Source organism: Streptomyces sp. NPDC048496 (assembly GCF_043200055.1).
In the GTDB taxonomy this organism is placed as follows: Bacteria; Actinomycetota; Actinomycetes; order Streptomycetales; family Streptomycetaceae; genus Streptomyces.
This window is the reverse complement of record NZ_JBICXB010000001.1, coordinates 196,289-211,806: the sequence shown is the minus strand read 5'-3', so window position 1 is coordinate 211,806 and position 15,518 is coordinate 196,289. Positions and strand designations below refer to the sequence as shown.

Genomic DNA, 15,518 nt, shown 5'->3' with positions numbered 1-15,518 from the left:
GGCCTGCGCGGAAGGAATCTCCGCGCAGGCCCGCTTCTTCCGTCTCACACGGCCATCAGGCCCAGGTGATCAGCCTCTTGGGCTGTTCCAGGATCGCGGCGACATCCGCCAGGACCTTGGAGCCCAGCTCGCCGTCGACCAGGCGGTGGTCGAACGACAGGGCAAGGGTGGTCACCTGACGGGGCTTCACCTTGCCCTTGTGGACCCAGGGCTGGAGCTTGATCGCCCCGACCGCGAGGATCGCGGACTCGCCCGGGTTGAGGATCGGCGTACCCGTGTCGACGCCGAAGACGCCGACGTTGGTGATGGTCACCGTGCCGCCCGCCATCGCGGCGGGGGACGTCTTGCCCTCGCGGGCCGTGGAGACCAGCTCGCCCAGGGACGCGGCGAGCTGCGGCAGCGTCTGCTCGTGCGCGTCCTTGATGTTCGGCACGATCAGACCGCGCGGGGTGGCGGCCGCGATGCCCAGGTTCACGTAGTGCTTCTGCACGATCTCCTGGTTGGCCTCGTCCCAGGCCGCGTTGACCTCGGGGTTCCGCTTGATCGCGACCAGGAGCGCCTTGGCAATGATCAGGAGCGGGTTGACCCGGACCCCCGCCATGTCCTTGTCCTCCTTGAGCTCCGCCACGAGCTTCATCGTGCGCGTGACGTCGACCGTCACGAACTCGGTGACATGCGGTGCGGTGAACGCACTGCCGACCATGGCCTGCGCGATGGCCTTCCGCACGCCCTTGACCGGGATACGGGTCTCCCGGGCACCCGGTAGCGGGGCGGGAGCGGTGACCACCGGTTCCGGGACCGTGACCGGTACCGGGGCGGGTGCGGTCGCCTGCGCCTGTACGGGCGTGGCCGCCGCGTGCACGTCCTCGCGCGTGATGATCCCGCCCTCGCCGGTCGGGACGACCGTGGCCAGGTCGATGCCCAGGTCCTTGGCCAGCTTGCGCACCGGCGGCTTGGCGAGCGGGCGGCTCTCCGGGACGGCCGGTCCGTGACCGTTCAGCTCGCCCTGGATCGCGGCAGCCGCGGCCGCCGGCTGCTCGGCGCCCTTGCGGGCGCGGCGCTTGGTGGAGGACTCGGCCACGCCGTAGCCCACCAGCACCGGCTGGCGGCCCTTCGGCGCCTCCGGTTCCGGTTCGGCCGAGGCCGGAGCCGGAGGCGCCTCCGCAGCCGCGTCACCGCTGCCCGGCGCCACGTCCACCGCGATGATCACCTGGCCGACGTCGACGGTCGTGCCCTCGGCGAAGCGCAGCTCGTGCACCACGCCGTCGAACGGGATCGGCAGCTCCACGGCCGCCTTCGCGGTCTCGACCTCGCAGACGACCTGGCCGTCCGTGACGGTGTCGCCCGGCTGTACGTACCACTTGAGGATCTCGGCCTCGGTCAGCCCCTCGCCCACGTCGGGCATCTTGAACTCACGGAAGCGAGCAGACGTTTCGGTCATCGTCGTCACGACCCCTCTCCTCAGTACGCCAGCGAGCGGTCGACGGCGTCGAGCACCCGGTCCAGGCCCGGCAGATACTCGTCCTCGAGACGCGCCGGCGGATACGGGACGTGGTAGCCGCCGACCCTGAGCACCGGTGCCTCCAGATGGTAGAAGCAGCGCTCGGTGATGCGGGCGGCGATCTCGGCACCGGAGCCGTAGAACACCGGCGCCTCATGGACGACGACCAGCCGGCCGGTCTTCTCGACCGAGGCCTGGACGGCGTCGAAGTCGATCGGGGACATCGACCGCAGGTCCAGGACCTCGATCGACTTGCCCTCCTCCTGGGCGGCCGCGGCGGCCTCCAGGCAGACCTTCACCATCGGGCCGTACGCGGCGAGGGTGAGGTCCGAGCCCTCCCGTACCGTCGCGGCCCTGTGCAGCGGACCGGGAATGAGGTCCGTCTCGACCTCGCCCTTGTCCCAGTAACGCCGCTTCGGCTCGAAGAAGATGATCGGGTCGTCGCTCTGGACGGCCTGCTGCATCATCCAGTAGGCATCCGAGGCATTGGACGGCGAGACCACCTTCAACCCCGCGACGTGCGCGAACAGCGCCTCGGGCGACTCGCTGTGGTGCTCGACGGCGCCGATGCCGCCGCCGTACGGGATCCGGACGACGACCGGCAGCTTGATCTTGCCGAGCGCGCGGGCGTGCATCTTCGCGAGCTGCGTGACGATCTGGTCGTACGCGGGGAAGACGAAGCCGTCGAACTGGATCTCCACGATCGGCCGGTAGCCGCGCAGGGCCAGACCGATCGCGGTGCCGACGATGCCGGACTCGGCGAGCGGCGTGTCGATGACCCGGTCCTCGCCGAAGTCCTTCTGGAGCCCGTCGGTGATCCGGAAGACCCCGCCCAGCTTGCCGACGTCCTCACCCATGATGAGGACCTTGGGGTCGGTGTCGAGGGCCTTGCGCAGCGACTCGTTGAGCGCCTTCGCGATGGACATCTTTTCCAGGGCCATGACTAGTTGCCCTCCTCGGCGAACGAAGCCTGGTAGGCGGCGAACTGGGCGCGCTCCTCATCGACGAGGGGGCTGCCGTCGGCGTACGCGTGGTCGAAGATCGCCAGCCGGTCCGGATCGGGCATGGCCCGTACCGCTTCACGGACCCGCTTGCCGAGAGCCTCGCTCTCCTCGTCGAGCGCGGAGAAGTACGCCTCGTCGGCGAGGTCCTGCTTCTCCAGGTACGTCCGGAGCCGCAGGATCGGATCCTTGGCCTCCCAGGAGGCGCGTTCCTCGTCCGCTCGGTACTTCGTCGGGTCGTCGGAGGTGGTGTGCGCGCCCATCCGGTAGGTGAACGCCTCGACGAGGGTGGGTCCCTCGCCCCGGCGGGCCCGCTCCAGCGCCGACTTGGTGACGGCGAGGCAGGCGAGTACGTCGTTGCCGTCGACCCGGACTCCGGGGAAGCCGAAGCCCTGCGCGCGCTGGTAGAGCGGGACGCGGGTCTGCCTCTCGGTGGGCTCGGAGATCGCCCACTGGTTGTTCTGGCAGAAGAAGACGACCGGGGCGTTGTAGACCGCGGAGAAGGTGAACGACTCGGCGACGTCGCCCTGACTGGAGGCGCCGTCCCCGAAGTACGCGATCACGGCGGAGTCCGCGCCGTCCTTGGCGACGCCCATGGCGTAGCCGGTGGCGTGCAGGGTCTGCGAGCCGATGACGATCGTGTACAGGTGGAAGTTGTTGCTGTTCGGGTCCCAGCCGCCGTGATTCACACCGCGGAACATCCCGAGCAGATTGGTCGGGTCGACCCCGCGGCACCAGGCGACACCGTGCTCACGGTAGGTCGGGAAGACGTAGTCGTCATCGCGCAGTGCTCGGCCGGAACCGATCTGCGCGGCCTCCTGACCGAGCAGCGAGGCCCACAGACCCAGTTCGCCCTGACGCTGCAGGGCGGTCGCCTCGGCGTCGAAGCGGCGGGTCAGGACCATGTCCCGGTACAGACCGCGCAGCTCGTCCGCGGTCAGGTCGATCGTGTAGTCCGGATGCTCGACGCGCTCGCCCTCGGGCGTCAGCAGCTGTACAAGCTCGGGCTCGGAACTCTGTGGCGTCTTCGCGGCGCTGGTCCGCTTGCTGCTGCGTCGCGGTTTGCGCGCGGCAGTGCTCTCCACGGTCACGTGCGTGCTCCTCCGTCGGTCCGGCCCCCGGGGTCTGCCGGGAGACCAGTGCGGCTCGCCTGTGTCCGTACCCGTGCACGGGGTGGGTGCCGCTCGGCCGGGAACAGGCGTGACAGGTGCCCCGGCGAGCGTCCTGTCAAAGGCACGTTACCCAGTGCATCGCACAACTGCGAAACACTCTCTGACCTGCGATTTTGCTTGGATTTCCAAGTAAATCGAGAAAATCGGGAACTCTCGCTGGTCACAGCACTGGGAACAGCCTTGCAGGCCGCCGGAACAACGGCACGTTATCCCGCCGTTCAGCGGCAGGGAAGAGGGGAGTGTGTGAGACTGCGATTGTGCGCGAAGAAGGAAAAATCACCGTATTTCTGTTGGACGACCATGAGGTCGTGCGACGCGGGGTCCATGAGCTGCTCTCGGTCGAGGACGACATCGAAGTCGTCGGCGAAGCCGGTACGGCGGCGGACGCTCTGGTGCGCATCCCCGCCACGCGGCCCGATGTGGCGGTGCTCGACGTACGGCTGCCGGACGGCAGCGGGGTGGAGGTCTGCCGGGAGATCCGGTCCCTGGACGACAGCATCCACTGCCTGATGCTGACCTCGTACGCCGATGACGAAGCTCTCTTCGACGCGATCATGGCGGGCGCGTCGGGATATGTACTCAAAGCGATCCGCGGCAATGAGCTGCTGAATGCGGTACGGGATGTGGCGGCCGGAAAATCGCTGCTGGACCCGGTCGCGACCGCGCGTGTGCTGGAGCGGCTGCGCGAGGGAAAGAAGGGCCGGGGCGACGACAGGCTCGCGAGCCTCACCGACCAGGAGCGCAAGATCCTCGATCTGATCGGCGAGGGGCTGACGAACCGGGTGATCGGTGAGCGGCTCCATCTCGCCGAGAAGACGATTAAGAACTATGTCTCCAGCCTGCTCTCCAAGCTGGGCATGGAGCGCCGCTCGCAGGCAGCCGCCTATGTGGCGCGGCTCCAGGCCGAGCAGCGCTGAGCGGTACGGGACGGGGCCGCGGGCGCCCGCCCTCCTCTCCGACGGGGCCGCGGTCCCGGGCGGCCCTCGGGACTTTGGTCCCGGATCACCCGGGGCTGCGGCCTCTTTCTGTGCCCACCGCGGTATCGCAGAGTGGAGCGCATGTCCTCCGAGGAACTGCAAGCGATCGAGCTGCTCGCCCGGGTGCCGTACGGCCGGCTGGCGACGACCCGACGGGCACTCCCTTATCTGGCGGTGGCCCGTCACATCGTGATCGACGGACACGTCGTCCTGCGGATGCACAGCGGACTCGGGTACCACGCCTCGTGCGACGGCACCGTCGTCGCGTACGGGGCGGACAATTTCAACACGGCGGCCTCCGGCGACGGCGGCGGCCTGTGGTCGGTCCAGTTCACCGGTCCTGCCGAGATCGTGCATCCGACCGAGGAACAGCGCGAGTGCTTCGGTGCGGCACCCCGGGAGGTCAGCGGCGAACCCTTCGAGCCGGTCTACCTCCGCCTCGCCCCGCATTTCGTCACCGTGCACACTCTGGGCTTCCACGCAAGTCAGGCGAACCGACACGCCGCGTGATCTACCATTTGGCGAGTGCCGCGCTCATCTGTCACCCTCCCGCCTGTTCCTCCGGTCGGCGAGGTGCTGCGCCGCTACCCGGACACCGGTGAGCCCCTCAGCTGCAAGCCCCTCACCAAGGGCCTTCTCAACCACGGCTACCGCGTCTCCACCACCCGCGGCTCGTACTTCCTCAAACACCATCTCGACGACTCCACCGGCGACCGCGCGACGATCGTCCGCCAGCACCGCGCCACCCAGCGGCTGCAGTCGCTCGGGGTGCCGGTCGCCCCGCCCGTCGAGGACACGGAGGGCGACACGGTCACGGAGATCGACGGCCGGTGCTACGCGCTGCACCCCTGGGTGGACGGACTGCACCGGGTCGGCGCCCAGCTGACCCTCGCCCAGTCGGAACGGCTCGGGGCGCTTCTCGGAGCCGTACACACGGGGCTCGCGCAGGTGATAGAGACGGGGGCGACCGGGGGACGCGGGCATGCCAGTCCGGACGCCGTCGACACGTTCGCGCTGATCGACGATCTGCTGGCCGCGGCGCGCGAACGCCGCCCCCGGGACTCCTTCGACGAGCTGGCCGAGCACCGCCTCGTCGAACGGCGTGCCCTGCTGGAGCGGCACGCCGACCGCCGGCCGCCCACCCCCGACATCCCGGCGACCGGCTGGGTGCACGGCGACTTCCACCCGCTGAACGTGCTGTACCGGGGCGCCGACCCGGTGGCGATCATCGACTGGGACCGGCTGGGGGTGCAGCCGCGCGCCGAGGAGGCGGTACGGGCCGCAGCGATCTTCTTCGTACAGCCCGCCGGGAAGCTGGACCTGGAGAGGGTACGGGCCTACGCGCGGGCCTACCGGCGTGCGGTCGGGGCGGGCGCCTGCGAACTGGCTGCCGCGGTGCACCGGGTGTGGTGGGAGCGGCTCAACGACTTCTGGACACTGCGCTGGCGCTACCGCCTGGACGACCGAAGGGCCGACCCGCAGTTTCCTGCGGTATCGGCCCTGGCGGTCTGGTGGACGAGGGAGTACGAGGCGGTGCGCGAGGCGTTCACGGGGTGAGCTCACCCCCCGTGAACGCTCTGCGCGGTTACGGGACGGTGGTGCCCGCGGTGGTGCCGGCCGCTCCGGCCGCTCCGGCAGAGGTTCCGGTCGACGTACCCGTGCCGCCGTCGGTCGCCCCGGTACCGCCGTCGGTCGCACCCGTGCCGCCGTCGGTCGCCCCGGTACCGCCGTCCGTCGCCCCGGTACCGCCGTCCGTCGCCCCGGTACCGCCGTCGGTCGCACCCGTGCCGCCGTCGGTGCTGCCACCCGTGGCCGATTTCGACGGCTCGGTCGACGGCACCTCGGGCGAATCGCTCGGCGTGACGGGCGGGGAATAGCGCTTCGTCGGCCGTGAGTCATGCTGGTTGCCGGTGGAGTTCTCCGGCTGCTGGCCGCCCTCGCTCTGCTGGTCGCTCGGTGAGGGCGAAGTCTTCGACGGGGACGGCGAGCTGGAGGCCGGCACGGGCTTCTTCTCCTGCTGGTTGCCGGGGTCTTTCGCCGCGTTGACCGCCATGGCGACACCGGCGCCGATCGCGATCAGCGCGAGCACGACGAACAGCCACAGCTTGCCGCGACCGCCACCGCCCTGGTGTCCGCCTTCGTAGCCACCGTCGTCGGGGTTCATCGGCGGCAGGATCGGGCCCTGCGAGGTGTCCCCGTGCTGCGGCTGGCTCATCGCCATCGTGCCCCCGGCAATGCCCATGGCCGGGGTGTGTCCGCCTTCGTGCATCGCGACCGGGCCGGTGTTCCACGTACCCGTGTGGCCGCCCTGCACCTGGAGCATCTGCAGGCTGTACTGGACCAGCCCGCGCATCTCCTCGGCGCTCTGGAACCGGTCGTCCGGGTCCTTCGCGAGCGACCGCATGACGAGCCCGTCCAGCTCCGGCGGCACCGCGTCCAGGATCTCGGACGGCGGGACCGGAATGTCCTGGACGTGCTGGTACACCACGGAGAGCGGCGTCTCGCCCGTGAACGGGGGCCGCAGCGCGAGGAGTTCGTAGAGCAGACAGCCGGTGGCGTAGAGGTCGGAGCGGTGGTCGACGGCCTTGCCCAGCGCCTGCTCGGGGGAGAGGTACTGCGGCGTGCCCATGACCATGCCGGTCTGGGTCATCGTCGACTGCGCGCCGTGCAGCGCACGGGCGATGCCGAAGTCCATCACCTTGACCGCGCCGGAGTTCGTGATGATCACGTTGGCCGGCTTGATGTCACGGTGCACGATGCCGTGCTGGTGCGAGTACGCGAGGGCCTCCAGCACCCCCGAGACGATGATCAACGCCTGCTCGGGCGGCGGCGCCTCGGCATTGAGCAGCAGATCACGGATGGTGCGGCCCTCGACGAGCTCCATCACGATGTACGGGACGGTCTGGCCGCCCACGACGTCCTCACCGGAGTCGTACACGGCGACGATCGCATGGTGGTTGAGGCCCGCGACCGACTGTGCCTCACGCGTGAACCGGGCCTTGGAGACCGGGTCCTCGGCAAGATCGGAACGGAGCAGCTTCACCGCGACGGTACGTCCCAGCCGGACGTCCTCCGCGGCAAAGACCTCGGCCATGCCGCCCCGGCCCAGCCGGTGTGTCATCCGGTAACGTCCGTCACCGACCACACCTCCGATGCCCCAGGAGTCGGCTGCATCCGAGACTCCGCCGCCGTTTGCTTCGGGTTCGGGTGCCATCAGTCCTCGCCGTCGTATCTGTCCGCGCGTCCGCGGGTTCTCACGGTGTCTTGCATGCCTTGCTGCATTGCCACGTCACGCTACAGGCTCTACCGGACACCCGGTTCTCGAGAGGGACGGGCCATCGAACCGGCCGCCGCACCGATCACGCACATTCCATGCTTTTCCTGTAACGCTTCCGAGACGCTTCTTGTGCGTAGGGTCACGGAACGGGCACCCGGCTTGACGTGTCGTACCCCTCGGGCAGACTTGGCCCGTCATACGGATCTTCGCGCGAGACGCGCGCCGAGGGGGAAGCAAGTCATGAGCCAGGACGGCGCACACGGCGCCCAGGGTCGCTACGCGGGCGGTTCGGTCGCCGGCGGCCGCTACCAGCTTCGCGACCTGCTCGGCGAAGGCGGGATGGCGTCCGTATACCTGGCGTACGACTCCGCGCTCGACCGTCAAGTGGCGATCAAGACTCTGCACACGGAGCTGGGGCGTGAGCAGTCCTTCCGTGAGCGGTTCCGTCGCGAGGCTCAGGCCGTGGCCAAGCTGCAGCACACCAACATCGTCTCGGTCTTCGACACCGGCGAGGACGAGCTCGGCGGTGCACTGATGCCGTACATCGTCATGGAGTACGTCGAGGGGGAGCCGCTCGGCTCCGTGTTCCAGGCGGACATCCGCAGTCACGGTGCGATGCCGGCCGACAAGGCACTCAAGGTCACCGGCGACGTGCTGGCCGCGCTGGACACCAGCCACGAAATGGGCCTGGTCCACCGCGACATCAAGCCCGGCAACGTGATGGTGACCAAGCGCGGCGTCGTGAAGGTCATGGACTTCGGCATCGCCCGCGCCATGCAGTCGGGCGTCACGTCGATGACACAGACCGGCATGGTCGTCGGCACCCCGCAGTACCTCTCCCCCGAACAGGCCCTGGGCCGTGGGGTGGACGCGCGCTCCGATCTGTACTCGGTCGGCATCATGCTGTTCCAGCTGCTGACCGGACGGATCCCGTTCGACGCGGACTCGCCGCTCGCCATCGCGTACGCGCACGTCCAGGAGGAGCCGGTCGCGCCGTCCTCCATCAACCGGTCGATCACCCCGGCGATGGACGCACTGGTCGCCCGGGCACTGAAGAAGAACCCGAACGAGCGCTTCCCCAGTGCGGCGGCGATGCAGGACGAGATCACGCGCGTGCTGAACGCGGGCGGCCAGACGGGCGCCCCGGTGATCATCGGCGGCGCGGCCGGACCGGCGAACAGCGGCTCGGGCGTGGGCTCGACGGTCTTCCCGCCGGTCGACCAGTCCACGCCGGCGCCGCAGGGCGTGCAGATGCCGTACCAGCCGCAGCAGTACCAGCAGCAATACCAGCAGCAGCCCGGCCCGTACGGCCCGCCGACCCCGGCGCCCACTCCGGCACCGTCGTACGGCTATCCGCAGTCGAGCCCGGCGTACCGGACCCCGGCCCAGACGCCGTACACGATCTCGCCGCAGCCGGTGGGTGGCGGCGGTGGCACCGGTGGGGGCGGCAAGCGGAACATGCCGGTGATCGTCGGTTCGATCGTGGTCGCGCTGATCGCGATCGGCGGCCTGATCACGGTGCTGTCGCTGAAGAACGACCCGGGCTCGGACACGGGCAAGGGCGGTGACCCGAGCAGCTCGCATGTGGCGGGCGAGCACAAGGATCCGGAGCGGAACCGGACGATGAAGACGGAGGCTTGCACCGACCCTTCCGAGGACACCGACGACCCGAGCAAGGTCGAGGCGCCGGACTTCACGTACAAGGACTTCCTCTCCGCCAAGGAATGTGCCACGGCTGCGGGCTGGACGATCAAGAAGATCAAGGTCCCGGGCAACACCTACGCCGAGGACCAGGTCCTGGAACAGTTCCCGTCCGCCGGTACCGCCATGGACGACAAGGGCGCGCACTTCGAACTGCGCGTCTCGACGGGCGACCCGGCCTGACACGCGCGCACGAGGAGAAGTGACGGTCCGGCACGCGTGAGGTGTGCCGGTCGGTCCTAGCTCCTCTTACGGTCGTCCGGGATGCCGGACGACCACCTGGGATGCCGGACATATCGGCACATGTGACGCTGACCTCATGGCTTCAGCACTCCTCTCCATATGGTCGTCGAGGTGTGTGGCCTGTCTGGTGATAGCCGCGGGGGCGGCCTTGGGGCCGGCACAGGGACAGGCCCACTCCGACCAGCGCACTTCCGGTGGTACGCCGGGGCCGACCCGGACTCGGGCCGGCAATTCGGTGGCCGCTCCGCCGCCCCCCGAACGCTCCTCGCCTCCTAGCCCGGCCGCCCCGACCGTCACCCCCTCCTCCGACGCATCCGTCGGCCCTTCGGGCGAACCCTCGGTCACCCCTTCGGCCGATCACTCGACGATTCCGTCCTCGCCCTCCCCGGCCGCGTCGGCCGGCAGGCCGGCCGCCCCCTCCTCCTCGGCCTCGGCCTCGGCTTCACGCTCCGCCTCGCCCTCCGCTTCACACTCCGCCCCGCCCTCCGCCCCCGGCTCGCCCACGGCATCCGTGAGCCGGTCGGCCAGGCCGTCGGCCCGCCCCGAGGCGCAGCCACCGCTCGCCGGGCGGCTGGCCGGGGAAGGGCGTCTGCGGCCGGGCCGGCCGTTCTCTCCGGGGGAGCTCGCTCATCGCGACACCCCCCACGGCCTGCCCGAGGTGCAGCCCGAGGTCCAGCCCGTCGTGACGACTCCCGTCGCGGTGCCCGCGGTCACGCCCGAGGTGAGCGGCTCCCCGCCGGAGGGCCGGCTCGCGCCGCAGCCCCTCGACACTCCCGCCGTGCGGCGAGTACAGAAGGTGTCGCTGGGCGCCGGAATCGCACTGATAGGGCTGGGGCTGGGCTTCCTGGCGTTCCGTCTGCGCCGGCCGAACTGATACCGAGCTCATGAGCCCCCCGCTGCGCCCGCGCGTTCCAGCAGAGGCTTGCAAAACGCAGCATACTCGGTATACATACTCAGTATGTCGATCCGTCACGGGCTGCTGGCCCTGCTGGAACGGGGGCCCCGATACGGCTCCCAGCTCCGTACCGAATTCGAGTCACGCACCGGCTCCACCTGGCCGCTCAACGTCGGCCAGGTCTACACGACACTGAGCCGGCTGGAGCGCGACGGCCTGGTCGTCCAGGACGACGAGGACGACCAGGGCCACGCCCTCTACGCGATCACCGACGACGGACGCACCGAGCTGCGGAGCTGGTTCGAGACGCCTGTCGACCGCAGCAACCCACCCCGTGACGAGCTGGCCATCAAGCTCGCCATGGCGGTCGGCGCGCCCGGTGTCGACATCCGGGCCGTCATCCAGTCCCAGCGCCACCACACGGTGAAGGCGATGCAGGACTACACGCGTCTCAAGGCCCAGGCCCTCGCCGACGTCCCGGCCAACCGCGACGAGGTCGCCTGGCTGCTCGTACTGGAGCAGCTGATCTTCCAGGCGGAGGCCGAGGCCCGCTGGCTGGACCACTGCGAGTCCCGGCTGGTCCGCCTCGCCGAGGCCGCCGCCACGGAGCCGGAACCCGCGGTGCGTACGCCCGGCCGCGCCCCGGCCCGTACTCCTGCTCGCACCACCCGCCCGCACACCCGGCGCTGACCACAGGACGGCCCGGCAGCCGGCACGGCTCGGACCGCCCGCGTACGCGCCGGGCACCAACCGCCACGTGCGGGCCCGGCACTCACCACCGACCGCCGCATACGCACCCTGCGCCGACCACCGACATCTTCGGCATCGACGACCGCCGGGTATCTCCGACCGCTTCGGCATCGACGACCGCCCGGTATCTCCGACCGCTTCGGTCGCAGTGAACGCTCCGGTATCGGCCGTCAGCCCCACAAGACCCGTTCCAAGGGGGAACCACTCACCATGTCCTCGCGCGCCCCGTCCCGATCCTCGTCCGGTTCGCCGCTGCCGGTCGACGCACCGGTGCTCGAACTCCGAGCGCTCACCCGCACCCACGGCACCGGCATCGCCGAGGTGCACGCCCTGCGCGGCGTCGACCTCTCCGTGCACACCGGTGAACTCGTCGCCGTGATGGGGCCCTCCGGCTCCGGCAAGTCCACCCTGCTGACCATCGCGGGCGGTCTCGACACCGCGTCCAGCGGCCAGGTCATCATCGAGGGCCAGGACATCGCCGGCCTCGGCCGCAAGGGCGTCGCCGCCCTGCGCCGCCGCAGCGTCGGCTATGTCTTCCAGGACTACAACCTGATCCCCGCCCTCACCGCCGCCGAGAACATCGCCCTGCCGCGCGAGCTCGACGGGGTCTCCGTGCGCAAGGCCCGCAAGGAGGCGCGGGCGGCGCTGGAGGAGATGAAGCTCCTGGAAATCGCCGACCGGTTCCCGGACGAGATGTCCGGCGGCCAGCAGCAGCGCGTCGCGATCGCCCGTGCGCTGGTGGGGGACCGGCGCCTGGTGCTCGCCGACGAACCGACCGGGGCGCTCGACTCCGAGACCGGCGAGGCCGTGCTCGCGCTGCTGCGCAACCGCTGCGACCAGGGTGCGGCCGGCGTGATGGTGACGCACGAGCCGCGGTACGCCGCCTGGGCGGACCGGGTCGTGTTCCTCCGGGACGGTTCGATCGTCGACCAGACGCTCACCACCGGCGCCGACTCGCTGCTGGCCGCCGAGGGCGCCAAGTGAGCATCTTCACGGGTTGGCGCGCCACCCTCCGGATAGCCCGGCGCGACGCGATGCGGGCCAAGGGCCGCAGTGCGCTGGTGGTCGCGATGATCGCGGTACCGGTGCTCGGCGTCACGGCCCTCGATGTGACGTACCGCAGCGTCACTCCGACCGTCGCCAAACAGCTGACGGCCGACATGGGCTCCGCCGACGCGCTCTTCAGCGACCAGCAGATGGGCCCCATCGAGCAAATGCCCGACGCGGAGGGTTACAACAGCGTCGACGGCAGCGGGCTGGGGAACGGCACGGGCCCCTCGGTCGACATCAGGACCACCTTTCCCAAGGGCTCACGAGCGATCAGCATCCAGTCCGTCCCCGCGAGCGTCACCACCGAGTACGGCATAGCGAACACCGACGTCTACGAGTTCCGGACATCGGACAAGCTGGCCCATGGCAAGATCGACCTGGTGCGGGGCGCCTATCCGCACGGCAAGGGCGAGGTGGCGGCCACCGAGTCGTTCCTCAAGTCGACCGGGCTGCACGTCGGTTCGACCACCACCCTGCGAAACTCCGGCGAGAAGTACACGATCACCGGAGTGGTCGAGCGGCCCGATGAACTGAAGGCCAAGGCCCTGTACGCCGACCCCGGTGCGGTCATCGCGCCGTGGAAGGCCAAGGCCGACCACGACAAGAAGGTGCTGCCGCCGAACACCGGCTCCAAGAACTGGCTGGTCAGGGGCCCGGAAGGGGTAGGGGTGACCTGGCCGCACGTCATGGAGGCCAATAGGTCGGGCGTCCTCGTCAAGTCCCGTCAGGTCGTCCTCGACCCGCCGCCGGACTCCGAGGTCCCGCTGGCCAAGAAGAACGGCGACATGTCCATGGGCAGCTCCGGTGAGCTGAGCGCGGAGCTCGTCACCGTGATCGTCATGGCGGTCCTGGAGATCGTGCTGCTCGCCGGACCGGCCTTCGCCGTCGGCGCGCGCCGCTCCCGCCGTCAGCTCGGCCTGCTCGGCACCTGCGGCGGGGACAGGCGCCATGTCCGGGCCGTGGTGCTCGGCGGCGGTCTCGTGCTCGGCGGCATAGGAGCCGTGGCCGGTGTGGTGGTCGGACTCGGGCTCACCGCGGCGCTCCGCCCCCTGATCGAGGAGTGGGCCGGGCACCGCTTCGGCTCCCTCTCCCTGAAGCCCACGGAGCTGCTGGTCATCGCCATGCTCGGCCTGGTCACCGGTCTCCTGGCAGCGTTCGCCCCGGCGATCGTGGCGAGCCGGCAGTCCGTACTCGAGTCGCTCACCGGCCGCCGCGGCGTCCGCCGCTCCTCACGGGTGCTGCCCGCCCTGGGCGCCTGCGTACTGGCCATCGGTTGTGCCGTCGCCGTCTACGGCGGCACCAGCGGGAACACGACGCTGGTCGCCGGCGGCTCGGTCGTCGCCGAACTCGGACTGCTCGCCTGCATCCCGGTGATCGTCGGATTCCTCGGGCGGCTGGGCCGCAGGCTGCCGCTCTCGCCGCGGATGGCGCTGCGCGACGCGGCCCGTAACCGCGGGCGTACCGCACCAGCGGTCGCCGCGGTGATGGCGGCCGTCGCAGGTTCGGTGGCCGTCGCCACGTACTTGTCCAGTATCTCGGCCGAGACCGAATTCAACTACTCCCCCACGCTCACGCGGGGAACCGTCGTCGTCAACGCAGCCGACGCCAAGGCGGCCGAGCGGCTCCCGCTGGCACGGGCCGTCGTCGAGCGGAACATGGCCGTCACCGGCGGGCACGCCGACTACGGACGGGTCTGGGCGGGCAGCGACTGCAACGTCTACTACGAGGAGGAGAACGGCTGCGGCACCCTGGATATGGTCAAGCCCACCGGCAAGGGGCACAGCTGCCCGCTCAAGGACAAGGGCGCCAAGGAACTCGCCGCGCGGCTCTCCGCCGACGAGCACAGGAAGCTGGTGCGCTCCCCCGCCTGCCTGGACGAGTACATGTCCTGGACCTCCTTCGGCACCGACTCGAACAAAATCGTGGTGGCGGACGCGGCCATGCTCACCACGTACGTGAAGCTCGACGACCCCGCAGCCGCCAAGGCACTTGCCGCGGGCACTCCGGTGCTGCTCAACCCGGCGTACGCGAAGAACGGCGTGGTCACCCTCAAGGCCGTCCACACGTACAACGACCGCGACAAGAAGAACCGGAAGCTGCACCCGGGCACGGCACGGACCACCACGGAACGGCTGAAGGTGTACGTGGCACCCGAAAAGTACGCCGCCACCCCCGCAGTCCGCATGATCCTGCCCCAGAAGACCGCGGAGCGGCTCGGCCTGCACACCGAACCGTCCGGCAGCGTGTACACCGTCTCGCACACCCCGACGGACGCGGAGGACCAGCGGGTCTCCGCCGCGATCCAGCAGGCGGGCGGCGGCATCTGGGTGCAGTCGGACTACGGCCCCAACCGGCGGGGGGACATCATCCTGCTGATCCTGACCCTGTTCGCGGGAATGGTGACCCTGGGCGCGGCCGCGATCACGACCGGTCTCGCCAAGGCGGACGCGGAGGCCGACCTCAACACGCTCAGCGCGGTGGGCGCGCCCCCGCGGGTGCGGCGCTCGCTCTCCGGGTTCCAGTGTGTGGTGGTGGCACTCACGGGTGTGGTGCTCGGCACACTGGCGGGGCTGGTGCCCGCGGTGGCGCTGCGCCTCATCGACCTGCGCAACGCGTTGCAGCAGATGCGGATCGAGCCCATGCGGTCGGCGTACACGCCGATCGTGCTGCCCTGGGACACTCTCGCTCTGCTCGTCGTGGGCGTGCCGCTGGTCGCCGGGGTGCTCGCGGCGGCGTTCACCCGGTCGCGCCTGACACAGGCACGGCGGGCCGGATGACGCCGTGGACGACACGTGGCGGGCCGGATGACGCCGTGGACGACGGGACGGGTCGGCCGAAGATCTCGTACGGCGCGTGATCGGCGGCCTGATCGGCTGTTCTGGTGCCCCCAAAAACGGTGGATCAACCGTTTGCGGGGGCACCACCGTGTTGTACAGAAGGTGTGCGAGACA

The 15,518-nt window shown here is 70.1% G+C and carries 13 protein-coding genes; 8 read left to right on the top strand and 5 right to left on the bottom strand.

What is annotated here, in order from left to right:
- Positions 1 to 55: 55 nt before the first annotated feature.
- From ACGFSA_RS01005 to pdhA, 3 genes are read right to left on the bottom strand one after another with little or no spacing between them, the layout of a single operon-like run.
- Positions 56 to 1,450 carry a dihydrolipoamide acetyltransferase family protein gene (locus tag ACGFSA_RS01005; protein ID WP_393297760.1) on the bottom strand — a complete coding sequence of 465 codons (1,395 nt, stop codon included), beginning with the start codon at positions 1,448 to 1,450 and terminating at the stop codon, positions 56 to 58.
- An 11-nt stretch (positions 1,451 to 1,461) separates the two neighbouring features.
- A complete protein-coding gene (locus ACGFSA_RS01000; protein ID WP_393297757.1) occupies positions 1,462 to 2,442 on the bottom strand; it encodes an alpha-ketoacid dehydrogenase subunit beta in 981 nt (326 codons plus the stop codon).
- Between the two features lie 2 nt (positions 2,443 to 2,444).
- Positions 2,445 to 3,593, bottom strand: a complete 1,149-nt coding sequence (gene pdhA, locus ACGFSA_RS00995; protein ID WP_393297754.1) for a pyruvate dehydrogenase (acetyl-transferring) E1 component subunit alpha — start codon at positions 3,591 to 3,593, stop codon at positions 2,445 to 2,447.
- 338 nt (positions 3,594 to 3,931) lie between these two features.
- Here pdhA and ACGFSA_RS00990 point away from each other — a divergent pair, with 338 nt between their 5' ends.
- From ACGFSA_RS00990 to ACGFSA_RS00980, 3 genes are all read left to right on the top strand, one after another.
- Positions 3,932 to 4,591, top strand: a complete 660-nt coding sequence (locus ACGFSA_RS00990; protein WP_393298360.1) for a response regulator — start codon at positions 3,932 to 3,934, stop codon at positions 4,589 to 4,591.
- A gap of 141 nt (positions 4,592 to 4,732) precedes the next feature.
- Positions 4,733 to 5,161 (top strand): pyridoxamine 5'-phosphate oxidase family protein, encoded by a 429-nt coding sequence (locus ACGFSA_RS00985; RefSeq protein WP_393297751.1) that lies wholly within the window; start codon positions 4,733 to 4,735, stop codon positions 5,159 to 5,161.
- A gap of 63 nt (positions 5,162 to 5,224) precedes the next feature.
- Complete coding sequence (locus tag ACGFSA_RS00980; RefSeq protein WP_393298357.1) at positions 5,225 to 6,208, top strand: phosphotransferase; 984 nt, start codon at positions 5,225 to 5,227, stop codon at positions 6,206 to 6,208.
- A 28-nt stretch (positions 6,209 to 6,236) separates the two neighbouring features.
- On the opposite strand, the gene ACGFSA_RS00975 is transcribed toward ACGFSA_RS00980, so the two are convergent.
- A complete protein-coding gene (locus ACGFSA_RS00975) occupies positions 6,237 to 7,865 on the bottom strand; it encodes a protein kinase (RefSeq protein ID WP_393297748.1) in 1,629 nt (542 codons plus the stop codon).
- A 303-nt stretch (positions 7,866 to 8,168) separates the two neighbouring features.
- Here ACGFSA_RS00975 and ACGFSA_RS00970 point away from each other — a divergent pair, with 303 nt between their 5' ends.
- The gene (locus ACGFSA_RS00970; RefSeq protein ID WP_393297745.1) at positions 8,169 to 9,812 is read left to right on the top strand and encodes a protein kinase; all 1,644 of its coding nucleotides are present in this window, start codon (positions 8,169 to 8,171) and stop codon (positions 9,810 to 9,812) included.
- Between the two features lie 417 nt (positions 9,813 to 10,229).
- On the opposite strand, the gene ACGFSA_RS00965 is transcribed toward ACGFSA_RS00970, so the two are convergent.
- Complete coding sequence (locus tag ACGFSA_RS00965) at positions 10,230 to 10,376, bottom strand: hypothetical protein (protein WP_393297742.1); 147 nt, start codon at positions 10,374 to 10,376, stop codon at positions 10,230 to 10,232.
- A gap of 7 nt (positions 10,377 to 10,383) precedes the next feature.
- Between ACGFSA_RS00965 and ACGFSA_RS00960 the strand changes: the two genes are divergently transcribed.
- The 4 genes from ACGFSA_RS00960 (at position 10,384) to ACGFSA_RS00945 (ending at position 15,344) form a co-directional block, all read left to right on the top strand.
- Positions 10,384 to 10,746: a hypothetical protein gene (locus ACGFSA_RS00960; protein WP_393297740.1), complete on the top strand. Its 363-nt coding sequence runs from the start codon at positions 10,384 to 10,386 to the stop codon at positions 10,744 to 10,746.
- 84 nt (positions 10,747 to 10,830) lie between these two features.
- Positions 10,831 to 11,457, top strand: coding sequence for a PadR family transcriptional regulator (locus ACGFSA_RS00955; RefSeq protein ID WP_393297737.1), 627 nt, complete (start codon positions 10,831 to 10,833; stop codon positions 11,455 to 11,457).
- 270 nt (positions 11,458 to 11,727) lie between these two features.
- Positions 11,728 to 12,501: an ABC transporter ATP-binding protein gene (locus ACGFSA_RS00950; RefSeq protein WP_393297734.1), complete on the top strand. Its 774-nt coding sequence runs from the start codon at positions 11,728 to 11,730 to the stop codon at positions 12,499 to 12,501.
- Positions 12,498 to 15,344, top strand: a complete 2,847-nt coding sequence (locus ACGFSA_RS00945; RefSeq protein ID WP_393297731.1) for an FtsX-like permease family protein — start codon at positions 12,498 to 12,500, stop codon at positions 15,342 to 15,344. The genes ACGFSA_RS00950 and ACGFSA_RS00945 overlap by 4 nt, the downstream gene beginning before the upstream one ends.
- Positions 15,345 to 15,518: the final 174 nt, after the last annotated feature.